Raw genomic sequence first — 23,049 nt, 5'->3', positions numbered from 1 at the left:
TGTATGGACATATTATTATTAAGTCGGTAATTCACTCTCGAGATTAACGGGAGGGACTGCCATGACCACGCTTGTTTTGACACCTATGAAGGTGAGCCTTGCTCAGCTTGAACGCATTTACCGCGAGGGGCTTGCAGCCACGCTCGACCCTGCCTGCAAACCTGCTGTGGAACTTGCGGCGAGCCGTATTGCCGAGGCGGCGGCCGGCAGTGAGGCGGTCTATGGTGTGAACACGGGCTTTGGCAAACTGGCGAGTGTGAAAGTTGCGCCCAAGGACACAGCGCAGCTTCAGCGCAACCTGATCCTGAGCCATTGCTGCGGTGTGGGAGATGCGATGCCCGAAGCGCATGTGCGGCTGATGATGACACTCAAGCTGCTCTCGTTCGGGCGTGGGGCATCTGGTGTGAGGTGGGAGCTTGTGGCGCTTCTAGAGGGTATGTTGCGCGAAGGTGTGACACCTGAGGTGCCTGCACAAGGCTCTGTCGGGGCATCTGGCGATCTGGCGCCCTTGGCACATATGGCGGCGGCAATGATGGGCGAGGGTAAGGCGCGCTTTCAGGGGGCTTTGATGCCCGCGTCCGCGGCTCTGGCCAAGGCAGGGTTAACTCCTGTGCAGCTAGGTCCGAAAGAGGGTTTGGCCTGTATCAACGGCACGCAATTCTCCACGGCCTACGCGCTTGCAGGCCTGTTTGAGGGCTGGCGCGCGGCGCAGACGGCACTTGTTGTCTCGGCGCTTTCGACCGATGCGATTATGGGCTCCACGGCGCCATTACAGCCCGAAATTCATACACTTAGAGGCCACGCGGGGCAGATTGAAGCGGCCGCTGTGATGCGTGATTTGCTGGACGGATCCGAGATTCGCGAGAGCCATCGCGAGGGGGATACGCGGGTGCAGGATCCTTATTGCATCCGTTGCCAGCCGCAGGTGACAGGCGCGGCTATGGACGTAATGCGACAGGCTGCCAGCACATTGATTATCGAGGCCAATGCGGCGACAGATAACCCGCTTGTTTTGACCGAGGCGGGGCTGATCGTTTCGGGTGGTAACTTCCATGCCGAGCCTGTGGGCTTTGCGGCTGATATGATCGCGCTGGCGCTCTCTGAAATTGGTGCGATTGCGCAGCGGCGGGTGGCGCTGATGGTGGACCCGACTTTGAGCTTTGATTTGCCGCCGTTCCTCACGCCCAATCCCGGACTGAACTCGGGGCTGATGATTGCCGAAGTGACCACGGCTGCTTTGATGAGTGAAAATAAGCACTTGGCTAACCCAACGGTGACAGACAGCACACCGACATCGGCCAATCAGGAGGACCATGTGAGCATGGCCGCGCATGGCGCGCGGCGCTTGATGCAGATGGTGCGGAATTTGGAAAACATCCTCGGGGTCGAGCTGCTTTGCGCGGCGCAGGGTGTTGAATTTCGCGCGCCTCTGGCGACAAGCGGGCCGCTTCAAAGCGTCATTTCACGGCTGCGCGAGAGTATCGCCACCTTGGGGGATGACCGCTATATGGCCGATGATCTGGCCAATGCGGCAGCTCTGGTGCGAGATGGCGACGTGACCCGCGCGGCAGAAGCCAAGCTGCCTGAACTGGGCTAGAAAGTGACCACCGTACGGGGTGGTTAACACGCCTGATTGGCCCGAAAACAGGGGGGTGAAAGGCGTGCACACCCCGTGCACCATGCGTGCACCGCCCAATCGTTAATTTCTGTTAGGGAAATGTGGTTAACGTGGCGTGCGCTGCGCCGTGTGAAAAGTCTTGGTGCGCAGCGGATGCGCACCCGACGCGAGGGTGCCAGATCGTTTGAGTTTCTGGCTAAATAGGGTGTCATGGAGGCACCGGTATAATTCAATTCCCGCCGTTCAAAGTGTCCAAGCTGAAAGGGAAAAATGCTGGACGAAATGGGCTTTGGCTGCGGCTGCGTTAATGACCGATCTGGAACAAAGCGCTGGACGGCTCACGACTGTCCTTGGGTCTTTTGTGTCAATTCAACATTCACTTTGTCGAGGTATCTCGCAAATAGTTTGCCGCCCTCATCATCAAAGAAGCTGCCAGTGCGACGGCAATCGGTGATGCGATCTATCCTGAACGATCTGAAGTCGTCTCGCTTTTCACACCAGCACGTCATGGTCCAGACACGGCCCCAATAAGCATTTTGCAATGGCCAAACCACTCTAGTAGATGATTGGTCACCCAAGGACTGATACGTAATTTCTAGCTTTTCATTGTTACGGATCGCCGTGCGGATGCGTGGCATATGCGCAAAGCCGATTTTTGCCTGCGCGAAGGGATAGACCCCAAAGCCCCAACTTTTTGGAACTGTGCCGTTTGCTGTGGCTACTTTGTTGACTTTCGAGGTGAGAGAGGCCGCTGCCGTCTGTAGTTCGGCGTCGGCGGCTTCCGACACGATAGCCATCCCCAGATGCAAGGCCTCCAATTCTGTCAAGGAAAGGTTCATCGGAGGTAAGAACACAGGCTCGCGCAGCATGTATCCCACGCCGCGCTCACCTTCTATCGGGATACCTGAGGCTACAAGTGTGTCGAAATCCCGATAGATCGTGCGCACCGAGACCTCCAAGCTGTGAGCAATGTTACGGGCAAGGTGCAAGCGACCATCCTGAACAATCTCAATGATCACTGAAAGACGGTCGCTCCGACGCATTTTGCCCCCTTAGTTCACGCTGATCTCAAGGGTGGTATGATGCAAGACAACGCTTGGCCCGTCGATGGCTTTCATACATGTCGCAAGGGTTGGCTCTTTTCCGATTTGAGCTGCCGCCGCTTTGGCCGCGTCAAGCGTTTCCCATTCGATATGCTCGATCCAAAGCCCATCGTCGCTGCACGACAAGCGACGCGAGATAAAGCCTGCCTGCTTGCGGGCGAAGTCGGTAATGGCTTCGGCATCCTTGGCAATAGCTTCACGGCTAATGCCGTCGACCAACTTGAAAGTTACTGTTTCGATTGCATGTTTTGTCACGTCTCGTCTCCTTAACTATGTTGACGAAATCAGACTTAACGCAACCCAACTGCCAACCTATGTCAGTTGATCTATGCTCACAAGCTGTTGTCCATTGGGGCAGGCGCTGTGGGCGCTTTCCCCTATGGTGCGGCGGTGATGATCAGGTCCATCGGGATGTCATGTGGTTGCGGGTAGATTGTCGGCAGTTGGGCCGAGCTATACCCGACACCTATCTTGTAGGGCGAGGGGGCGAGGGCTGCCAATGTGCGGTCAAAGTATCCGCCGCCGTAGCCGAGGCGGTAATTTGCGTTGTCCCAGCCCACCAGCGGCGCGAGGGATATGTCGGGCGTGAGTTGTTCTGCGTCGGCGGGGGGCACGGGGATGTTCCAATCGCCGCGCACCATTTTGGTGTCGGGTGTCCAGCGGCGGAACACCAGTGGCGCTGCTTTTACCTCGACCAGCGGCAGCGCGATGATGACGCCTGCGTGGTGCAGTCTTTCCATCAGCGGGCGCAGATCGGGCTCGCCTTTTATGGGCCAATACATTGAAAGGGTTTGCCCGCGCGCGCCATTAAACCTATCTTGCAAGACGGCCTCGAGCTTTGCCGAAAGTTTTGCGGACACAGAAGTGTGTTCTGCCACGCTTAAGGCCTTGCGCGCGCTTCGCAGGGCTTCGCGTTTGGCTTTGCGCCAGCGTTGCACATCGCGGGCCTGCTCCGGTGTGACGGCGAGGGGGTCAAAATAGGCGGGGTCAATCTCGTGGGCCAGACAGGGCGGGGAGGCGTAGGAGCCGCTTTTGGAGATTTTGTCGTCTTTGTCGCTCATATTGGCTCCCTTCTGAAGGCGCGCGTCTTTCAGCTAGATCACGGCGCGTTCCAGGATCGGCTCGTTTGCAAGGATGCGCTCGTAGTGGAAGGCGGAGAGATCAAGGCTGCGGTATGCGCCATAGGTGAGCCATTCGGCTGTGCCGCGGCCCATGGCCGGAGATTGTTGCAAGCCGTGACCTGAGAACCCGTTGAGAAACAGGAAATTACCGACTTCGGGGTGCGGGCCTGTGACGGCGTTTTGATCAAGCGTATTGTAGGCGTAGTGGCCTGCCCATTCGGTGATGACTTTGATCGCCTCGAACTGCGGAATGCGCGTGGCGATCGTGGGCCAGACGTGATCCTCCCAAAGGCTGTGATCCATAGTGAAATCATCATAGGCGACGGCGGGGTCTTCCTCGGTGTGGGCGCCTGCCATATAGGTTCCGCCGCTCACTTCGCGCACATGCACGCCTGAGGGATCAATCGTCAGGGGCAGCGGGCGATCAAGCGGTGTGGCGGCGGCAAAGACCCAGGTGAAGCGCTTGCGGGGCTCGACGGGTAGGGCGATGCCTGCCATGGCGGCTGTCCGGGCCGCGCGGGGGCCTGTGGCGTTGACGATCTGGCCGCAAGCGACCGTTTCGCCCGAGGCCAGTGTGACGCTTTCAATGCGGTTGCCTGCCGCGTTTTTGGTGAGGGTGACCACTTCGTTCGAGATATACTCAACACCTGCTTCGCGGCTGATGCGGCGCTGCCAGTCAAACACGGCCTGACCATCAAAGAAACCTTCATCGACGGTGTTTATGGAGCCGAGCAGAATGTCATCAAGCGCGTAGAACGGGTAGGCGGCAGCGATCTCGTCTGCGGTCATGAGCTGTGTGGCTGCGCCTGCGCTGTGCTGGATTTTGTGGTTGGCGCGCAGCACATCGGCGCGGGCCTCGGTATCGGCGAGATACATGTAGCCGAAATTCTGGATGGCGAGCTGGGGCACGCGGCTGTCGCAGAGGTGCCGGCCGAGGTTTTTCACATAGTCCGCTGCAAACTGAGAGATGCGCACATTGAGCGCGGTCGAGAACTGCTGGCGCATGCAGGAATTGGTGTGCGAGGTGGAAGCGAACTCGTAGGTGGGGTCGCGCTCAACCACAAGGACTTTTCCGTTGAAGTCTTTGTTCTGGCTCAAAAAGCAGGCTGTCGAAGCCCCCATGATGCCGCCGCCGATGATGACGATGTCGTAGCTGCTGTTTTTGGGAGATTGTGCGCTCATCGTATGTCCTGATTGGTGTTTGAGTTTTGAGATTGGCAGATTTTTTGGCAGGTGCAAGCTCTGTGAACATCTTGTGCGACAGGGTTTGCCCTTCTTTCAATGCGCTGTCATTGTCGGGCGTGAAAATCGCAGGATTTGAGCGTGGAGAGACACATGAGCCAAGGCATTCAAGCAACGCCCGTTTTGAGCAACCATGAGCTGACACAGCTTATCGAATGGCGGCGCGAGCTGCATATGTATCCTGAGGTTTCGGGGGAAGAGGCCGAAACGGCGGCGCGGGTTTTGAACATGCTGAAGCCTTCAAAGCCTGATGAGGTTGTCCCGGGGCTGGGTGGACACGGGGTTGCGGCGGTCTATGACAGCGGTGCGCCGGGGCCGACCGTTATGCTCAGGTGTGAGCTCGATGCCCTGCCGATCGAGGAGGTTGGCGCGCCTGCGTATAAATCGACCATCGCGGGCAAAGGCCATCTTTGCGGCCACGACGGGCATATGGCAATTCTGGCGGCTGTTGCGGGCTGGCTGGGCCGGATGCGGCCCGAGCGGGGGCGGGTTATCTTGCTGTTCCAACCCGCCGAGGAGGACGGATCGGGCGCGCAGAAGGTGCTGGATGATCCTCGCTTTGAAGGGCTTGCGCCTGATTATGCCTTTGCATTGCACAACTTTCCGGGCTTGCCTCTGGGTCATGCGGCCTTGGCGGCTGGGCCGATGAATTGCGCCTCGCGCGGTATGAAGGCAAAGCTTCACGGGCGCACATCACATGCTTCGGAGCCTGAAAACGGAGTATCGCCAGCGCAGGCTTTGGCACAGCTTCTGGAGCAGTTGCCGCGCCTCGGGACGGGCGGAGATGTGACGGACCCTGCCTTTTCGCTGGCGACGGTGACACACGCCCGCCTCGGGGAACCGGCCTTTGGCGTGGCGCCCGGATATGGCGAGATATGGGTGACATTGCGCACGCAAAAGGACGCTACGATGGAGGCTTTGGTGGCGTCAGCGGAAGCGGCTGTTGCCGCGGCGGCCAAAGCGGGCAGGCTCGGGCACGAGACCAGCTATGAGGATGTGTTTCACCATTGCGAGAACGACCCCGAGGCCACCGCGCTTTTGGTGGATGCGCTCGAGAAGGCGGCAGTGCCGATTGAGGAGTGGGCTTTGCCGATGCGCGCATCAGAGGATTTCGGGGGCTGTGCCAGGTCGGCGATGTTTTTGCTTGGCTCGGGCACGGACAGCCCGAGCTTGCACAACCCTGATTATGACTTCCCCGACAGCCTGATCGAGACAGGCGCGCGGGTGTTTATCCAGCTCCTGCGCGGGCTGTGTTTTAAGAACTGACGGTTGATCACACAAAGCCTCGCCTTGGGGACCAGCTATTCCCATTCCATCTGCTGAAAGGCGGTTTGGGCGTTGCGGCCAGCGAGGCTTTCGAACTGTTCGAGATAGCTGAAGGCAGATTGATCAACTTGCGGTGCGGCCATGATATCGCCTCCGTCGTCGATCAAGGCAGCAATCTCTGTGCGCAGATTCATCAGGTAATCATAGGTGTCGCGCTTGGCCTGCGCGAGCGTTGTGGCGTGGCCGTGGCCCGGAACAACATGGGCAGGCTCAAGGGCTGCGAAAGCCTCAAAGCTTGCAGGCCATTCTGCTATGGAACTTTGGTCGCCCACGCCAAGGATGCGCTCGACATAGACGATATCGCCTGTAAAGACCGTCTCTTTTTCGGCGACCCAGACAAAGCTGTCGCCCGGTGTGTGGGCGGGGCCTACATGGATGATCTCGATGTTCAGCCCGCCAAGTTCAAGCGTATGGCGCGTGTCAAACTGCGTGTTGGCGGTGCTGCGCTCGGTTCCCTCAAGGGCCGCTCCGATAAGCTGGGACAGTCCTGACATCTGCATGGAACCGCGCGCCTCTTGGTCGGCAACGGCGGCGGCGGAGGCGATGACTTCGGCGCCCTGCGTTTGCCAGTAGCCGTTGCCGAGCCAGCGATGATCTTGTCCGCCTGTGTTGATCACATATTTGATCTCGGAATCGGTGACGGATTTGACGGCTTCATGCAGAGCCTTCGCACCTTTCCAAGAGCCACCCGGATCAACCAGTACCGCGCCTTCGGGGGTGACGATCAGCCCGAAGGTGGCGTTGTTGGCAAGGTTTTCGGGGCTGCGCTGCTCTTTTTCACCGACGATGGCCCAGATGCCATCGGTTACGGGCTGGACCTCAAGCGCTTGCGCGATGAGGTGTGAGGGGGCGAGGCAGGCGGTTGCGAGTGCCGTTGTTACAAACAGCCCTCTCATGCAGAAAGCCATTCATCGAGCTTGGCCGTGTCGGGCAAGCCACCTGCGTGCACCAGTTTGCCATCAATGCTGATGCCTGGAGTGGACATGATCCCTGCCATTGCGATTTCGCGCTGGTCGGTGACTTTTTCGACGGTGACATCGACAGAGAGCTTGGCGGCGGCATCTTTTACCATTTGCTCGGTTGTTTCACAGCGTTTGCAGCCGGGGCCGTAGACTTTGACGGTTTTCATGGTTCTCTCCTTCAGAGGATAGCGTTGAACAAAAAGCCGGTGGCAAGAATGCCTGTGGCGACAACGGCGATAAAGACCGCGATGAGGCGCAGGGTGAGCACCTGTTTGAGGATGATCATTTCGGGCAGGCTGAGTGCGATGACCGACATCATGAAGGCCAGTGTCGTGCCAAGGGCTGCGCCTTTGCCCAAGAGGGCTTCGACAATCGGGATTGCGCCTGCGGCGTTGGTATACATGGGGATGCCGACAGCCACGGCAGCAGGAACCGACCACCACGCCTCGCCCCCCATGATTTTGAGCATCATGGCTTCGGGCACATAGCCGTGGATGAGCGCGCCGATGGCGATACCGATCACAACCCAGATCCAGACTTTACCTAGGATTTCAGCAACCTGCTCGATGCCGATCTTGATGCGGTCCACCATGGTCAGGCGCTCTTCTTCAAGGCCGGGGGCTGCGCCGGCGTTGAGTTCGCGCACCCAGTCTTGCAGGTAGCGCTCGAGATTCATTTTGCCCATGGCCCAACCTGCAAGTGTCGAGATTGTGAAGCCGAAGACCAGATAGATTGCGGCGATTTTCCACCCCACAAGGCCGAAGAGTAGGCCGAGGCCGACAGGGCCGACCATCGGACCTGCGATGAGGAAAGAGAAAGTCACGCCCAGAGGGATGCCCGCCGAAACGAAGCCGATGAACAAAGGCACGGAAGAGCAGGAGCAGAAAGGTGTCATCACGCCGAGCGCTGCGGCGAGGGGGTAGCCCATGACTTCGCGCTTGCCAGAGAGGATCGCGCGGGTTTTCTCGGGGCTGAACCAGCTGCGCAACACACCTGTGACGAACACGATGAGCGTGAGCAGCAAGAGAACCTTGGGCACGTCATAAAGGAAGAAGGCAATCGCCTCGCCTGTGTGGCTGTGACGACCGACAGGGAGGAGCGCGGTGGCCCATTCCGAAAACGGGATGAGCTGACGATAAAGCAGCAGCCAGCCCGCGCCGAAGGCGGCAACACCAGCATACCAGTGCCAGTCAGGGTGCCCTTGATCTGGCTTGATGTCTTGGGTCTCGGCGGTCATGCGGCTGATCTTTCCTGTTCGGGTTCGGCGTCTAGCACGGCTTTGAGGACGCTTGTGATATTCCGGGGCATGTGAGGGTTCAGCCTGTAGCGCACCCATTGTGCATCGCGGCGGTCTATCACCAGACCTGCTTGTTTGAGGGTTTGCATATGACGGGACATCCGGCTCTGTGTGGCGTTGAGCTTGGGCATCAGCTCGCATATGCAGTGCTCGTTGCCGTCTGCCAGCAAACGGATGGCTGCAAGCCGTGTCGGCTCGGCCAAAGCGGAAAGAACGGATAGAATCATGTGGTACCTCTCTTAATGCGCTTATGCGCATAAGCTGCGAGCGGCACCTTGATCTTGGTCAAGCGGGTTGACCATGCGACATAATATCCATAATTCGTGATATATGGATAAAACTCACGCCCTTGCAGCCTTTGCCGCCCTTAGCCAGCCCACGCGGCTTGATGTGTTCCGTCTGCTGATCAAAGCAGGCGATGAAGGCATGTCGGCAGGTGATATAGGAGAGGCGCTTGACGTGCGGCAGAACACGATGTCCGCCAACCTTTCGATACTTGCCCGCGCCGACCTTATTCGCAGCAAGCGGGAAGGGCGCAGTATCCGCTATTATGCAGATATGGACGGAATGCGCGGGTTGCTCGCCTTTCTGATGGAGGATTGCTGCGGTGGTCACCCGGAACTTTGCCAACCGGTTATCAGCAAGCTCTCCTGTTCCTGATGTTTCCAACGGCCTCAAACCCTCAACGTTGAAAGACTGCCATGACTGATGAATCTCTCCCCACCGCCGCAGGCCTCGGGCCTTTTGAGCGCTGGCTCTCTGTCTGGGTCGCACTTGCCATAGGCGCGGGCCTTTTGTTGGGCAACATTTTCCCAAGCGCTTTTGGGTTTCTTGCCTCGCTTGAAGTGGCTTCGGTCAATCTGCCTGTGGCGGTGCTGATCTGGGCGATGGTTTACCCCATGATGGTGGGTGTCGATTTTGGCGCTTTGCGGCAGGTGGGCGACAAGCCAAAAGGACTGGTCGTGACGCTGGTGGTGAACTGGCTGATAAAGCCGTTCACAATGGCGGCACTCGGGGTGTTGTTCTTCGAGTATGTCTTTGCAGGCCTCATTCCGCCCGACGATGCACAGGCCTATCTGGCCGGGGTGATCCTGCTTGGCGCGGCCCCTTGCACGGCGATGGTTTTTGTCTGGTCAAACCTCACACGTGGCGATGCGACCTATACGCTGGTTCAGGTGAGCGTAAATGATGTGATCATGGTGTTTGCCTTTGCGCCCATTGTGGCGCTTCTGCTTGGCGTGACAGATATCATTGTCCCGTGGGACACGCTGCTTATTTCGGTTGCGCTCTATGTCTTGCTGCCCCTTCTGGCGGGCTACTTCACACGCAACAGCCTTGTTACAAAGGGCGGGGAAGTTGCCGTTGATGCGTTCAAAGCTCGAGTGCAGCCGTTCTCTATTTTCGGTTTGCTGGTCACGGTCGTGCTGCTTTTCGGCTTCCAAGGCGAGGTTATTCTCGAGCGCCCGCTTGTTATTGCGCTCATCGCGGTCCCTTTGCTGATCCAGTCCTACGGCATCTTCTTTGTGGCTTATTTTGCCGCGCGGGCCTGGAAAATCCCGTTCAATGTTGCTGCACCCTGTGCGCTTATCGGCACGTCAAACTTTTTTGAACTGGCGGTTGCTGTTGCCATCAGTCTCTTTGGCCTTGGCTCGGGTGCGGCGCTGGCAACGGTTGTCGGGGTGCTTGTGGAGGTGCCTGTAATGCTCTCGCTGGTGGCGTTTGCCAACCGCACGCAACACTGGTTTCCCTCTGATAACCATGCTGCATAAGGCTTTGCAGCAGGTGCGTTTGCGGTTTCTCCTGCGCCTGAGGTATGGCAAACAGGGGCCAAGACCCGCCCCGCGGACCTGAGGAGAAGACCTATGCCCAACACCGCAGTCGACATGGCCGCGAGATTGTCTGTTGCGCCCATGATGGATTGGACGGACAGGCACTGTCGATTCTTTCATCGGCTTATGTCGCGGCGCACGCTTCTTTATACAGAGATGGTCACATCGCCCGCTTTGGTGCGCGGTAAGGCATTGCATTTGTTGAGATATCACGCCGATGAACACCCTGTGGCCTTGCAGCTTGGGGGGTCTGACCCCGACGAGCTGGCCAAGGCGGCGCGGCTTGGGGCCGAAGCGGGCTATGACGAAATCAACCTCAATGTGGGCTGTCCGTCGGACCGTGTGCAATCGGGGACATTCGGGGCCGTGCTGATGCGTGAGCCTGCGCTTGTGGCCGAGTGCTGCGCGGCGATGGGGGAAGCCGTTGATGTGCCAGTGACGGTAAAGTGCCGTATTGGTGTCGATGATCAGGAGCCGCAGGATGTTTTGCCGGATTTTCTGGAGAAAGTCTCGGCGTCGGGCGTTTCGCGCTTTACCGTGCATGCGCGCAAGGCTTGGTTGAAGGGGCTTTCGCCCAAGGAAAACCGCGATGTGCCGCCGCTTGACTATCCGCTTGTCTATGAAATGAAACGAAACTTTGCGCATTTGCATCTGTCTGTTAACGGCGGTGTCAACACGCTGGATGAAGCGCTGGAGCAACTGGCAAACGGTCTTGACGGGGTGATGATCGGGCGTGCCGGTTACCATCAGCCATGGGATATTCTGGGGGCTGCGGACACGAGGATTTACGGCGCCGACAACCCGCTGAATGACCCTGATGAGGCGGCTGAAAAGATGATGCCTTATATCGAGGAGCACCTTTCTGACGGCGGGAAGCTCGGCCAGATCAGCCGCCATATGCTGGGCCTTTTCGCAGGCCAGCCGGGTGCGCGCATTTGGCGGCGCGTGCTGTCGGAAGGGGCGCATAAAGCCGGGGCCGGCGTGCCGCTTGTGAAAGAAGCGCTGGACGCGGTGCGCGAGGCGCGCAAGGGTGCGTTTGAGGCCGAAGGATAAGGACCAAGACATGCCAGAGACAGGTTTGCTCATTCAGATGCTCGTTATGCTTATGGCCATCGGGGCCTTTGCAGGCGTGCTGGCGGGGCTTTTGGGTGTGGGCGGCGGCATTGTGCTTGTCCCTGCGTTTTTCTATGCGTTTCAGACACTTGGATATGACGGGCCACAGCTCATGCAGATCTGTCTGGCGACTTCGTTGGCCACCATTGTGGTGACTTCTGTGCGTTCGGTTCTGAGCCATAACAAGAAGGGCGCAGTCGATTGGGAGATCCTGCGTGGCTGGGCCATCGGGATTGCGCTTGGCGCGGTTGTGGGGATGCTGGTGGCGTCCTTGTTGCGCTCGGTGACCTTGCAGGCGATCTTTGGCTGTTTTGGCGTTGTGATCGGGCTATATATGGGCTTCGGGCGCAGTGAGTGGCGGCTGGGGCAAGAGATGCCCAAGGGGCTTAGGCGCGCCGTGCTGTCACCCTCTGTGGGTTTTCTTTCGGTGTTGATGGGTATTGGCGGGGGCAGTTTTGGCGTTCCGCTGATGAGCCTGTTCAATACGCCCATTCACCGCGCGGTGGCGACCGCGGCGGGCTTCGGGGTGATTATTGCGGTGCCTGCGGTCATCGGTTTTTTGTTTGTGAGCATTGAAGGTTCGCCGCCGTTTACGATCGGGGCTGTGAACCTTGTGGCCTTTGCTGTTATTGTTTCAATGACAATGATTACAGCTCCTTACGGGGTGAAGCTCGCTCATGCGATGGACCCGAAGCCGCTGAAACGGGTGTTTGCTGTATTTCTGGTGCTTGTTGCCTTAAATATGCTGCGTAAGGCTTTGGGGTATTGAATAAATATCTCGATAAGGGGTGGTTTGAATTCCCTTATGATGCCCGTTTGGCCCGCTGGGTGCGCGAGGGGCTTCAATCGGCTTGGTCTGCCGTAGACGCGCCCGAAAATGCGCATTGGCATCAGTGTGAGGGCACGTGGTTTGTTGGCGTCAATGCGTTGCCCAATGACGCGGCGGGCGCTGTGGCGGGCGGTGGGCCGCTTGCGGGCGCGGCGTATGAGTTTGCCATGAGTTTGTTTGGCGCTTTGCCCCTACATGCGGCGCAACTATCGGTTGTTTACGCAGGTTATCCGAAGCCGAGGGCGGGCGAAAGCGCGGCGGCGGGGCGGTATCGGTTGAAGCGGGATGCGGCGCATTTGGACGGGTTGAAACTTGAGGGTGAAACGCGGGAACGGCGGATGGGGGAGTATCACGCCTGGGTGCTTGGCATTCCGTTAACGGAGAGCGCGCAGAGCCCGATGGTTGTCTGGGAGGGAAGCCATTTGCGGATTGCGGCGATGCTGAAACGGGAGCTGGAAGATGTGCCGCCTGCGCGCTGGCACGAAGTCGATTTGATGGCGGCTTACACGGAGACGCGGGCCGAAATATTTGAGGAATGTCAGCGGGTTGAGGTGCGTGCGAAGGTTGGTGAGGCCTATATTCTGCACCGCTTTGCACTGCATGGGGTTGCACCCTGGAGGGGAGCGGAGGAGAGCCCACGGATGATTGCCTATTTCCGGCCGGAACTGGCGGATAGGGAGCGCTGGCTTTTGGCGGGTTAAGCAGAGATCACCGCAGCGTTTTAGCGGGTTAACGGGAGAAAGAATTGCTGATTCCAGGGGGGTGATTTGCGCGCACCACGCGTACACCACGCGTGCACCGCTAAAACGGGAAAGAGTTAAGCGAAATTAGGTTAAGGTGGCGTGCGGACGCGATGTGGGATTGCGCTTTGGCTTCGCCAAAACGCTCCGCCAGCGGCACAGGCGCGTTTGTGTTGCGCTCAAGCGAGGCTTGGACGCGATGCAAAACAGCGTTGGCGGGAGGGTCCGGTTTCGGCGCGCATCCTCAGCGGCGAGTCTGTGGAGGGGGCAGGATTTGGATATTTATAGCAAGAAAAAGAGGCAGGTTGGTCTGCGTCTTTTGGACCTTAGCGGTTGAGGCGGGCGGCGCGGCCGCCGCGGCGGCCTATGGGGGCGGCGGTGCGGCCCGGAAGTTCGGCCATGACCGCTTGCCGCTCCTCGACGCTCATGCGGGACCAGCGTGCGATTTCGTCAATCGAGCGCGCACAGCCTGTGCAGAGGCGGGTTTCGGGGTGAACCACGCAGATCTGGATGCAGGGGCTGTCAACTTCGGCCCTTTGCCAGACGGGGGGAGAATTATCGGTCATCGCGCGCGCCTTTCATGTGACTCAACCTGTCGAGCAGCCCTTGCAGGATATAGGAGGCGGCGACATGGTCGATCACCTCGGCGCGACGCTTTCGGGACGTATCCGCCTCGATGAGGGCCCGTTCGGCGGCCACTGTCGAGAGGCGTTCATCCCAATAGGTGATGGGCAGGTCGGTGAGGCGGGTGAGCGAGCGCGCGAAGGCGCGGGTGGATTGGCAGCGCGCACCTTCCGAGCCGTCCATGTTGCGTGGCAGACCCAGCACGAGGCCTGCGATGTTGCGCTCGGAGGCCCGGGCAAGCATTTCTGTTGCATCCGGGGTGAACTTTTTGCGGCGGATGGTGAGCAGCGGCGAGGCCGAGCTGCGGAATGTATCGGAGACGGCGAGGCCGATGGTTTTGTCGCCCAGATCAAGGCCCATGAGGGCGCCGAAATCCGGTAGGGCAGCGGCGAAATCTTCTGCGGTTTCGCAGATCATTCGGCCACGCCTGCGCGCACGGCCCCCTGGCGGACAAGCTCCAGCGCTTCGGGCATTTGGGCAAAGACGGTTTGGGCCTCTGTCCAGACCGCTCGGGCGTGATCTGTTTCACCGAGCACGCCGAGCGCACCGAGGAGGCGGGACCATTCTTCAGGTGTGCCGCCTTCATTGGCGAGGCGCGCGTTGAGGTTTTCGACCATGCCGCGGATCATTTCCTGGCGCTCTTCGGCGCTCATGTTGGAGGCGTTTTCCATATCTTCGGCGGTTGGGCCTGCGAGGGGGGCGGCGCTGCTCTCGGCTGCGGGAAGGGTATAATCGACGCCTGCGAGCCACGCGATGTCCTGGATCGAGCCACGGATGGGTGCGATCCACGGGGCATTGGCGGGGCCTTCGGCGAGAAGTTGTGACCAGAGGCCAAAGGCGCGGTCGGGGCGGTCGTTCTGGAGCCACATCTGGCCGAGGAAATACCGCGCGACCTGATTTTGCGGATTGGTGCGCAGGGCAGCGCGCAGGGCGGCCTCGGCCTCGGGGGAGACATAGCCGCCTGCTTCGGTGATATACATTTGCGCCAGTGTCACATGGTCCGATGCGTCAGCGCTTTCGCCCTTGAGGGCGATCACGGCTGATTGCGCCTCTCGCGCGGCGGAAAAGTTGCCAAGGCGGGCTTCGCTTTGGGCGAGGAATTGCTGGCCTTGCAGGTCATCGGGTTTGCTGGCCACGGCATCGCGCAGGCGCTGGACGAGGGCGGCGTAGTCTTCATCGGGCTGCGGGAGTGTTGGTGCGGGGACGCGGGCCATGAAGCTGTCTTGGGTTGCGCGGGTTGAATAGATATCGCGCGCCGCGGCGAGGCGGGCTTTGTGCGGCAGATCGGAGAGGCCCGGTGTGCCGATTTTGGTGTAGATTGCAAAGCCGCCGCCGGCGAGACAGAGGCCGACGAGGCCGGCTGTGAGCACTGTCAGAGCGCGCGGCTGGTTGCCTGTTTCATTTGCAACGGCAAGTTGGGCATCGGCGGCCAGGACGCGGCGGCCGACTTCGGTGCGGATGCGCTCGGCATCGGCTTCGCTGAGCACGCCGCGGGCAAGATCGCGCTCCACTTCCTTGAGCTGGTCGCGATAGATGCGCAGGTCATAGGCGGCGGGGTGCTCTTCATCGGCACGGTTGCGCAGAAGCGCAAGAGCGAAGAGAGCGGCAATGAGCAGGGCCAGAGCGGCTGAGATGATCCAGAACAACATGCCGCGTATTTAGGCTGCGCGCGGGCCGCATGGAAGAGCAAATCGGAGGCCTGAGCGATGATGTCGCAATTGTGAGGCATTGCGGCGGAAAAAACGGGGGGTGCAGGCCCGCTTTGGGGCAGATACGGTGCAGCATCTAACACGATGGGATTCGAGCCATGAGACGGTATTCTGCATTTGCTGTGGCGCGCGAGGCGGCACGCTTTCACTCCGGTTGGGAGCGCGCCTGGCGCAGCCCGCAGCCGAAGAAGAAATACGATGTGATTATCGTCGGCGCGGGCGGCCACGGGCTTGCGACAGCCTTTTATCTGGGCAAAAACTTCGGCATCACCAATGTGGCGATCCTTGAGAAAGGCTGGCTGGGTGGCGGCAACACGGGGCGCAACACGACGATTATCCGCTCCAACTATCTGCAAGACCCCTCGGCGGCTTTGTACGAGAAGGCGCGCTCGCTTTACGAGACCCTTTCGCAGGATTTGAACTATAACGTCATGTTCTCCCCGCGCGGTGTGATCATGCTGGCGCAGACCGAGCATGAGGTGCGCGGCTACAAGCGCACGGCCCATGCGAATATGCTTCAGGGGGTACAGACCGAATATATCAACGCGGCGCGGGTGAAAGAGCTTGTGCCGATTATCGACACCAACGGGCCACGCTATCCTGTGCTGGGCGGCTTGTATCAGGCGCGCGGCGGCACGGCGCGTCACGATGCGGTGGCCTGGGGCTATGCGCGGGCGTGTTCCGACATGGGCATGGACATTATCCAGCAGTGCGAAGTGACGGGTGTGCGCTCATCGGGCGGTAAGGTCACGGGTGTCGAGACCTCAAAGGGCGCGATTGACTGTGACAAGCTGGGGCTTGTTGTTGCGGGCAACTCGGGCGCGCTGGCCAATATGGCGGGCTTCAGGCTGCCGATGGAATCTGTCGCGCTTCAGGCACTTGTGAGCGAGCCGATCAAGCCTTGTATGGATGTGGTTGTCATGGCCAACACGGTGCACGGCTATATGAGCCAGTCCGACAAGGGCGAGATGGTCATCGGCGGCGGCACCGACGGGTATAACAATTACACGCAGCGCGGCAGCTTCCACCACATCGAGGAAACGGTGCGTGCGCTTGTCGAGACCTTCCCGATGGTGAGCCGCCTCAAGATGCTGCGCCAGTGGGGCGGGATTGTGGATGTGACGGGGGACCGCTCGCCTGTGATTGGCAAGACGCCTCTGGGCAACTGCTTTATCAACGCGGGCTGGGGCACGGGGGGCTTCAAGGCCATTCCGGGCGGCGGCTGGGCCACGGCCGAGCTGATCGCCAAGGGCGAGCCGGGGCCGCTGAGCGCCGAGTTTGGTATGGAACGGTTTATTGAAGGCCGGTTTATTGATGAATCTGTGGCCGCTGGCGTGGCTCACTAAGGAGGATATGAGATGCTTATCCTTGAATGCCCATACTGTGGGGTCAAAGGCGAAGAGACGGAGTTTCATGGCGGGGGCGAGGCGCATTTGAAGCGCTTTGGGCCGGGCTCGTCTGATGCGGATTTCGAGACATATCTTTTCATGCGCGAGAACCCCAAGGGGGTGCATCTGGAGCGCTGGCGGCATGTGAACGGCTGCGGCAAGTGGTTTCATGTGGCACGTTGCACCATGACTTTGGAAGTTTTCGGGAGCTACAGCGCACAGACGCTGGAGCCGCCCAAAGAGATTAAGGACATCCTGAGCGCCAAGCGGCCGGGGTGGAGCTGGAGGAATTTCTCATGAGCACACGTCTGGCCAAAGGCGGCGCGCGGATTGACCGCAGCAAGCCCGTGACATTCAGCTTCAACGGCAAGAGCCTGAAGGGGTTTGAGGGCGACACATTGGCCTCGGCCCTTCTGGCGAATGACCAGATGATGATGGGGCGCTCGTTCAAGTATCACCGCCCCCGCGGGGTTGTGGCCTCGGGCGCGGAAGAGCCGAACGCATTGATGAACATGGGCGAGGGCAGCAAATTCGAGCCCAACCAGCGCGCCACCACGACCGAGCTGTTTGAGGGCCTCAAAGCGGGCAGCCAGAACCACTGGCCGAGCCTCGAGTTTGACGTGGGTGTTGTGAACAACGCGCTCGCACGGTTCTTGCCTGCAGGGTTTTATTACAAGACATTTCTCTTCCCGCGGTTTGCGTGGAAGCATATTTACGAGCCGATTGTGCGCCAGTCTGCGGGCCTTGGCCGCGCACCAGACAAGGAAACGCGCGACGCGGACACATATGAGCACTTCTATTTCTTTGCCGATATTGTTGTGATCGGCGGCGGGCTTGCGGGCTTGCAGGCGGCCAAGACGGCGGCTTTGTCGGGCGCGAAAGTGCTTCTGATGGAGCAGGATCCGCATTGGGGCGGCCGCGCCTCTGTGGATGGGGGCGAGCTGGATGGGGCGCCTGTGGCGGACTACATCGCAGCCCTTGTGGCCGAGCTTGAGGGCATGGAGAATGTCACGCTGCGCACACGGATGATGGGCGCAGGGGTTTATGACCACGGTTATCTGCTTGGCTATGAGCGCCTGCGTGACCATGCGCCGAAGGTGGCGGGGCCACGCCACAGGCTTTGGCGTATTCGTGCGGGGCAGATTATCACCGCGACAGGCGCAATCGAGCGGCCTTTGAGCTTTGCGGGCAACGACATCCCCGGTGTGATGCTGGCGGGGGCGCTGCGCGATTATATCGCTGATTATGGCGTGAGCGCGGGGGATCGTGTGGTTGTTGTGACCAACAATGACGATGCTTACAAAACCGCGCTCGCTGTGAAGGCCGTTGGCCTTGATGTGCCTGTGATCATTGATGCCCGCGCCGCTGGCGGCGGGGCGATTGCCGATGAGGCGCGCGCGCAAGGCATCCGTATTGAGAACGGCAAGGCGATTGCCAAGGTGACGGGCGGCAAGCGTGTGAAATCGGTGAAGATTTGTGCGCAGGCGGGTGAAGGCGGTGTTCTTGAAGAAATCGCCTGTGACGCGGTGGCCATGTCTGGTGGCTGGTCGCCTGTTGTGCACCTCTGGAGCCATTGCGGCGGCAAGCTTGTCTGGGATGAGGAGCACGCGATGTTCCGCCCCGACGAGACGCGCCCGCCTTTGGGGGCGTCCGGCGAGGGCTTTGTTGTGCCTGCCGGTGCGGCCAATGGTGTGATGGATATGGGCGTAGGTCTGGCCGATGCGGACCATGCGGGGCGCAAGGCTGTCGAGGCTTTGGGGCTGACGCCTGTTGATGTGAGCTTGCCGATGTTTGATCAGGCGGCAGAAGCGCCGCTTGAGCCTGTCTGGATGATGCCGCAGGGCGCGGGGCCAAAGCTGCGCATGAAAGCCTGGCTCGATTATCAGAATGATGTGAAAGTCTCTGACGTGCAGCTTGCGGCGCGCGAGGGTTACGAGAGTGTCGAGCACACCAAGCGTTACACCACGCTCGGCATGGCGACGGACCAAGGCAAGCTGAGCAACATCAACGGGCTTGCTGTGCTTTCCGAAAGTTTGGGCCAAGCTATTCCCGACACGGGAACAACGACCTTCCGCCCGCCGTATACGCCGATTTCGATGGGCGCGATTGGGGGCGAGGCGCGTGGCGAGGTCTTCCAACCTCTGCGGCGCACACCGATGCACGCGTGGCACGAGGCGCATAATGCAACCTTTGAGCCTGTCGGCCAATGGCGGCGGCCCTATGCCTACCCTCGCGGTGAGGAGAGCGTGCATGAGGCCGTGAACCGCGAGATACTGGCGACGCGTGCGAGCCTTGGTTTGCTTGATGCGTCAACGCTGGGCAAGCTGATCGTGAAGGGCCCTGATGCGGGCAAGTTTCTGGATATGCTCTACACCAATATGATGAGCAGCCTGAAACCGGGGAAGTGCCGCTATGGGCTTATGTGTTCTGAAAACGGCTTCCTGTCTGATGACGGCGTGGTTGTGCGGCTCGATGAGGAGACGTTCCTGTGCCACACCACCACAGGGGGGGCCGAGCGCATTCACGGCCATATGGAAGAGTGGCTTCAGACCGAATGGTGGGACTGGCAGGTCTATGTGACCAATGCGACCGAGCAATGGGCGCAGATCGGTGTTGTCGGGCCGAACTCGCGTAAGGTGCTTGAAAAGCTTGGTGGCGTGGACGTGTCCAAAGAGGCGCTTGGCTTTATGGAGTATACGAGCGGTAAGCTTGGCGGCTTTGATGCGCGTATCTTCCGTATCTCTTTTGCGGGCGAGTTGTCTTACGAGATTGCCGTGCCGGCCTCGCAGGGGGCCGCCCTTTGGGATGCGCTGTTCGAGGCGGGGGCCGAGTATGATGCCACCCCTTACGGCACCGAGGCGATGCACGTGATGCGCGCCGAGAAGGGCTTTATCATGATTGGCGACGAGACTGACGGGACGATTATTCCGCAGGACTTGGGCCTTCACTGGGCGATTTCGAAAAAGAAGGAAGACTTCCTCGGCAAGCGCGCGCAGGAGCGTGAGTTTATGGCCAACCCCGAGCGCTGGCAACTTGTCGGGCTTGAGACAGTCGATGGATCGGTGATCCCTGACGGGGCCTATGCTGTCTCGGAGGGCACAAACGCCAACGGCCAGCGCAATGTTGAAGGGCGCGTGACCTCTACTTATTATTCGCCCACCTTGGGCAAGGGGATTGCCATGGGCCTGTTGCATAAGGGGCCTGACAGGATGGGCGAGACAGTCGAGTTTCCGGGAACCGACGGCAAGAGCTATAGCGCCAAGGTTGTGAGCGCTGTTTTCTATGACCCTGAGGGGGAGAAGCAAAATGTCTGAAGCAAGAAGCGCATTGCCCAACGCGAAGTTTGACGGGATTGCCCATGTGGAAGATGCGGGCCTCAGAGGCATGATCAGCTTTCGCGGTGATCTGTCCGCAAGCAAGGTGAAAGCTGCGTTGAAGGCTGTGAGCGGTGTCGAGATGCCTTCACAGCGCGGCTGTAACGTGACGGGTGAGAGTGGCCTCGCCTGGATGAGCCCCGACGAGATATTGGTGATGGTGCCGCACGCCGAGGCTGCGGCGGCTGTTGAAAAGCTCTCCAAGGCTCTGAAAGGCCAGCACTTTATGGCCGAGAATGTCTCGGATGCGCGGGCGGTGTTTACCGTGGCTGGCAAGCATGCGCGTGAAGTGATCGGCAAGCTTGCGCCTGTTGATATGGGGACGTTCCAGACAGGTGAAATCCGCCGCACGCGGATTGCCCAGGTGGCGGCGGCCTTCTGGATGCACGGGCCTGATGCCTTTACTGTGGTCTGCTTCCGCTCGGGGGCACAGTATATGTTTGATGTGCTTTCGGTGGCGGCGCAGTCCGGCAGTGAAGTGGGCGTGTATTAAGCCTTAGAGGCGCCTATTTTTTGCGCAGGGCCCTCGCCATGTGCGGGGGCCTTTTATATTTTGCTGCGCGAGAGGCTTTTCTTAAGCCAAAAGGCGTATTACCAATGCGCTTATGAAACATGAACCAGTCAAGCGCCGCCCTGTTGTGGGCATTATCGGCAACCAGCACCTGATTAACGAGACTTACATGACCCACGGGGGCGGGGTGATGAACACTGAAGCTGTGGCCACGGTCTCGGGTTGCTTGCCACTGCTCATTGCGGCCGATCCGCGCTTTGTGAGCGTGGAAGAGCTGATGGAAACCTGTGATGGCTTCCTGCTCACCGGCGGGCGGCCCAATGTGCACCCCGAGGAATATGGCGAAGCCGAAACCGAAGCGCATGGCGAGTTTGATCGCGCGCGTGACGCCATCGTGCTGCCTCTGGTGCGGGCCTGTGCTGCGCGCGGCCAGCCGTTTTTCGGCATCTGTCGTGGCTTTCAGGAAGTGGCGGTGGCCTTTGGCTCAACCCTCCACCCCGAGATCCGCGACTTGCCGGGGCGGAGCAATCACCGGATGCCGCCCGAGGGCACGCTGGAGGAAAAGTTCGAGCTACGCCACGAAGTCCGCTTTAAGAGTGGCGGGCGCTTTCACAAATTGCTCGGCGCAGAGGCGGTGATGACAAACACGCTCCACGGCCAGGGCATCAGCAAGGCAGGGCCGCGCGTGGTGATCGAAGGACATGCCCCGGATGGCACGCCCGAGGCGATCTACATCAAAGACGCCAAGGGCTTTACCTATTCGGTGCAATGGCACCCCGAGTGGAACGCGGCCAACGACCCTGTCTCGCGCCCGCTGTTCGAGGCCTTCGGCGCCGCCGCACGTGACTGGGCTGCGCAAAAAGAGCAACAGTCGCAGCTCTACTCTGCTTAACCCTTTTTTCTTGCTCTAAATATCCAACCGATTCCGCGCAATAAGTGCGCTCTATCGGTCTGCGCGTTTGCTTGGCAAACAGCTTGGGGGAGCGCGAGGGGGCTGGCCCCCTCGCAATGGTCGGATTTTTCCGAAGGAAAAATTCGAAATCAGGCCACAGCTTTATGTTACCGCCGCACGCGCATGATACTCGGGCCTGTCCCAGAGCTTGCCTGTCATAACCTCTTCAATCACGTCAGCCGCGCGCAGGACATCGCTTTTGTCGATAAACAGCGGCGTAAATCCGAAACGCATGATATCAGGGGCGCGGAAGTCACCGATGACGCCGCGCGCGATGAGGGCTTGCATTGCGGCGTAACCCTGATCAAAGCGGAAAGAGATCTGGCTGCCGCGGGCGTCTGCATCACGTGGCGAGGCCAGCTCGAGCATTGGGCAGCGGCGCTCGACTTCCTCCAGAAACAGCTGGGTCAGGTCTTGCGAGCGGGTGCGCAGATCACCCATGTTCACATCATCCCAGGCGTCGAGCGCGGCTTCAAGCGAGGCCAGCGCAAGAATGGGCGGTGTGCCGACGCGCATGCGCTCGATGCCGGCCCCTGCGCGGTAGCTGAGATCGAAAGCGAAGGGGGCTTCATGGCCGAGCCACCCCGAGAGGGCGGGGCGCACCACTTCGGCGTGTTTTGGGGCGACATAGATGAAGGCCGGCGCGCCGGGGCCGCCGTTGAGGTATTTATAGGTGCAGCCCACGGCGAAGTCGGCCCCGGCTTCGGCGAGCTTCACGTCGGTTGCGCCTGCGCTGTGGGCCAGATCCCAGATTGCCAATGCGCCCACGCTATGCGCTTTGGCGGTGAGGGCTTTCATATCGTGCAGGCGGCCTGTGCGGTAGTCGACTTCGGTGATCAGTGTCACTGCGACCTCTTCGGTGATGTTGGCTTCGACATCTTCTGGCGCAACCACGCGCAGTTCATGGCCTTGTTTGAGCGAGGCAATGAGGCCCTCGGCCATGTAGAGATCGGAGGGAAAGTTGCCGCTGTCGGACAGGATGACTTTGCGGTCGGGGCGCAGTTCCAGCGCCGAGGCGAGGGCTTGGTACACCTTGATCGAGAGCGTATCGCCCATAACCACATGGCCCGCTTCAGCGCCGATGAGCTTTGCCACACGGTCACCCACCTTGGTGGCTTTGGCCATCCAGCCTGCTTTGTTCCAGCCGGTGATGAGCATTTCCCCCCATTCATCCGTCATTGCCTTTGCCACCCGCGCGGGGGCGGATTTGGGCAGGGGGCCAAGCGAGTTGCCATCGAGATAGATCATCCCTTCCGGGATATGGAACATGGCTTTTGTCGCGGTAAAGTCGGTCATGGGCTGTCCTTTGAT

24 protein-coding genes are annotated in these 23,049 nt (G+C 59.8%); 12 read left to right on the top strand and 12 right to left on the bottom strand.

From position 1 onward, the window contains the following. The first annotated feature begins 61 nt into the window (after positions 1–61). The gene (gene hutH / locus OE750_RS12980) at positions 62–1,597 is read left to right on the top strand and encodes a histidine ammonia-lyase (protein ID WP_263764676.1); all 1,536 of its coding nucleotides are present in this window, start codon (positions 62–64) and stop codon (positions 1,595–1,597) included. Positions 1,598–1,956: 359 nt separating this feature from the next. On the opposite strand, the gene OE750_RS12975 is transcribed toward hutH, so the two are convergent. From OE750_RS12975 to OE750_RS12960, 4 genes are all read right to left on the bottom strand, one after another. After that, positions 1,957–2,661 carry a helix-turn-helix transcriptional regulator gene (locus tag OE750_RS12975; protein ID WP_263764675.1) on the bottom strand — a complete coding sequence of 235 codons (705 nt, stop codon included), beginning with the start codon at positions 2,659–2,661 and terminating at the stop codon, positions 1,957–1,959. Positions 2,662–2,670: 9 nt separating this feature from the next. Continuing rightward, positions 2,671–2,976, bottom strand: a complete 306-nt coding sequence (locus tag OE750_RS12970; RefSeq protein WP_263764673.1) for a hypothetical protein — start codon at positions 2,974–2,976, stop codon at positions 2,671–2,673. Between the two features lie 122 nt (positions 2,977–3,098). Beyond that, positions 3,099–3,782, bottom strand: a complete 684-nt coding sequence (locus OE750_RS12965) for a 5-formyltetrahydrofolate cyclo-ligase (RefSeq protein WP_263764672.1) — start codon at positions 3,780–3,782, stop codon at positions 3,099–3,101. 33 nt (positions 3,783–3,815) lie between these two features. Continuing rightward, on the bottom strand, positions 3,816–5,024 hold the full coding sequence (locus tag OE750_RS12960) for an NAD(P)/FAD-dependent oxidoreductase (RefSeq protein ID WP_263764670.1): 1,209 nt from the start codon (positions 5,022–5,024) through the stop codon (positions 3,816–3,818). A gap of 153 nt (positions 5,025–5,177) precedes the next feature. Between OE750_RS12960 and OE750_RS12955 the strand changes: the two genes are divergently transcribed. After that, complete coding sequence (locus tag OE750_RS12955; protein ID WP_263764669.1) at positions 5,178–6,350, top strand: amidohydrolase; 1,173 nt, start codon at positions 5,178–5,180, stop codon at positions 6,348–6,350. 35 nt (positions 6,351–6,385) lie between these two features. Here OE750_RS12955 and OE750_RS12950 read toward each other — a convergent pair whose 3' ends face one another. From OE750_RS12950 to OE750_RS12935, 4 genes are read right to left on the bottom strand one after another with little or no spacing between them, the layout of a single operon-like run. Further along, positions 6,386–7,306, bottom strand: a complete 921-nt coding sequence (locus OE750_RS12950; protein ID WP_263764668.1) for an MBL fold metallo-hydrolase — start codon at positions 7,304–7,306, stop codon at positions 6,386–6,388. Beyond that, positions 7,303–7,539 (bottom strand): thioredoxin family protein, encoded by a 237-nt coding sequence (locus OE750_RS12945; RefSeq protein WP_263764667.1) that lies wholly within the window; start codon positions 7,537–7,539, stop codon positions 7,303–7,305. Before OE750_RS12945 ends, OE750_RS12950 begins: the two co-directional genes overlap by 4 nt. Positions 7,540–7,550: 11 nt before the next feature. Next, positions 7,551–8,609 carry a permease gene (locus OE750_RS12940; protein WP_263764666.1) on the bottom strand — a complete coding sequence of 353 codons (1,059 nt, stop codon included), beginning with the start codon at positions 8,607–8,609 and terminating at the stop codon, positions 7,551–7,553. After that, the gene (locus OE750_RS12935; RefSeq protein WP_263764665.1) at positions 8,606–8,896 is read right to left on the bottom strand and encodes an ArsR/SmtB family transcription factor; all 291 of its coding nucleotides are present in this window, start codon (positions 8,894–8,896) and stop codon (positions 8,606–8,608) included. The genes OE750_RS12940 and OE750_RS12935 overlap by 4 nt, the downstream gene beginning before the upstream one ends. Positions 8,897–8,999: 103 nt before the next feature. On the opposite strand from OE750_RS12935, the gene OE750_RS12930 reads away from it, so the two are divergent. The 5 genes from OE750_RS12930 (at position 9,000) to OE750_RS12910 (ending at position 13,141) form a co-directional block, all read left to right on the top strand. Further along, a complete protein-coding gene (locus tag OE750_RS12930; RefSeq protein ID WP_263764664.1) occupies positions 9,000–9,329 on the top strand; it encodes an ArsR/SmtB family transcription factor in 330 nt (109 codons plus the stop codon). Between the two features lie 41 nt (positions 9,330–9,370). Next, positions 9,371–10,438, top strand: coding sequence for an ACR3 family arsenite efflux transporter (arsB, locus tag OE750_RS12925; RefSeq protein WP_263764663.1), 1,068 nt, complete (start codon positions 9,371–9,373; stop codon positions 10,436–10,438). A gap of 93 nt (positions 10,439–10,531) precedes the next feature. Continuing rightward, positions 10,532–11,551, top strand: coding sequence for a tRNA dihydrouridine(20/20a) synthase DusA (dusA, locus tag OE750_RS12920; protein ID WP_263764662.1), 1,020 nt, complete (start codon positions 10,532–10,534; stop codon positions 11,549–11,551). A 10-nt stretch (positions 11,552–11,561) separates the two neighbouring features. Continuing rightward, a complete protein-coding gene (locus OE750_RS12915) occupies positions 11,562–12,380 on the top strand; it encodes a sulfite exporter TauE/SafE family protein (protein ID WP_263764660.1) in 819 nt (272 codons plus the stop codon). After that, positions 12,377–13,141: a hypothetical protein gene (locus OE750_RS12910; protein ID WP_263764659.1), complete on the top strand. Its 765-nt coding sequence runs from the start codon at positions 12,377–12,379 to the stop codon at positions 13,139–13,141. The genes OE750_RS12915 and OE750_RS12910 overlap by 4 nt, the downstream gene beginning before the upstream one ends. 365 nt (positions 13,142–13,506) lie before the next feature. Here the strand turns inward: OE750_RS12910 and OE750_RS12905 are convergent, their stop codons facing one another. The 3 genes from OE750_RS12905 to ccmI are packed head-to-tail and all read right to left on the bottom strand — an operon-like array spanning position 13,507 to position 15,453. After that, a complete protein-coding gene (locus OE750_RS12905) occupies positions 13,507–13,746 on the bottom strand; it encodes a DUF1289 domain-containing protein (RefSeq protein ID WP_263764658.1) in 240 nt (79 codons plus the stop codon). Next, positions 13,736–14,221 (bottom strand): Holliday junction resolvase RuvX, encoded by a 486-nt coding sequence (gene ruvX / locus OE750_RS12900; RefSeq protein WP_263764657.1) that lies wholly within the window; start codon positions 14,219–14,221, stop codon positions 13,736–13,738. The genes OE750_RS12905 and ruvX overlap by 11 nt, the downstream gene beginning before the upstream one ends. Further along, positions 14,218–15,453, bottom strand: a complete 1,236-nt coding sequence (ccmI, locus tag OE750_RS12895) for a c-type cytochrome biogenesis protein CcmI (RefSeq protein WP_263764656.1) — start codon at positions 15,451–15,453, stop codon at positions 14,218–14,220. The genes ruvX and ccmI overlap by 4 nt, the downstream gene beginning before the upstream one ends. 158 nt (positions 15,454–15,611) lie before the next feature. Here ccmI and OE750_RS12890 point away from each other — a divergent pair, with 158 nt between their 5' ends. From OE750_RS12890 to OE750_RS12870, 5 genes are all read left to right on the top strand, one after another. Next, positions 15,612–16,859, top strand: coding sequence for a sarcosine oxidase subunit beta family protein (locus OE750_RS12890; RefSeq protein ID WP_263764655.1), 1,248 nt, complete (start codon positions 15,612–15,614; stop codon positions 16,857–16,859). A 12-nt stretch (positions 16,860–16,871) separates the two neighbouring features. Further along, entirely contained in the window at positions 16,872–17,201 is a 330-nt protein-coding gene (locus OE750_RS12885) for a sarcosine oxidase subunit delta (RefSeq protein WP_263764654.1), read from the top strand. Continuing rightward, positions 17,198–20,215, top strand: a complete 3,018-nt coding sequence (locus OE750_RS12880) for a sarcosine oxidase subunit alpha family protein (RefSeq protein ID WP_263764653.1) — start codon at positions 17,198–17,200, stop codon at positions 20,213–20,215. Before OE750_RS12885 ends, OE750_RS12880 begins: the two co-directional genes overlap by 4 nt. Continuing rightward, positions 20,208–20,768, top strand: a complete 561-nt coding sequence (locus OE750_RS12875; protein WP_263764652.1) for a sarcosine oxidase subunit gamma — start codon at positions 20,208–20,210, stop codon at positions 20,766–20,768. Before OE750_RS12880 ends, OE750_RS12875 begins: the two co-directional genes overlap by 8 nt. 112 nt (positions 20,769–20,880) lie before the next feature. Beyond that, the gene (locus tag OE750_RS12870) at positions 20,881–21,678 is read left to right on the top strand and encodes a gamma-glutamyl-gamma-aminobutyrate hydrolase family protein (protein WP_263764651.1); all 798 of its coding nucleotides are present in this window, start codon (positions 20,881–20,883) and stop codon (positions 21,676–21,678) included. Between the two features lie 162 nt (positions 21,679–21,840). Here OE750_RS12870 and kynU read toward each other — a convergent pair whose 3' ends face one another. Then, on the bottom strand, positions 21,841–23,034 hold the full coding sequence (gene kynU / locus OE750_RS12865; protein WP_263764650.1) for a kynureninase: 1,194 nt from the start codon (positions 23,032–23,034) through the stop codon (positions 21,841–21,843). Positions 23,035–23,049 lie beyond the last annotated feature (15 nt).

Origin of the sequence: Lentibacter sp. XHP0401 (assembly GCF_025751535.1) — a bacterium.
Taxonomy (GTDB): domain Bacteria; phylum Pseudomonadota; class Alphaproteobacteria; order Rhodobacterales; family Rhodobacteraceae; genus Lentibacter.
Note: the sequence above shows the minus strand (reverse complement) of the source record. Positions and strands in the feature narration are given on the sequence as shown.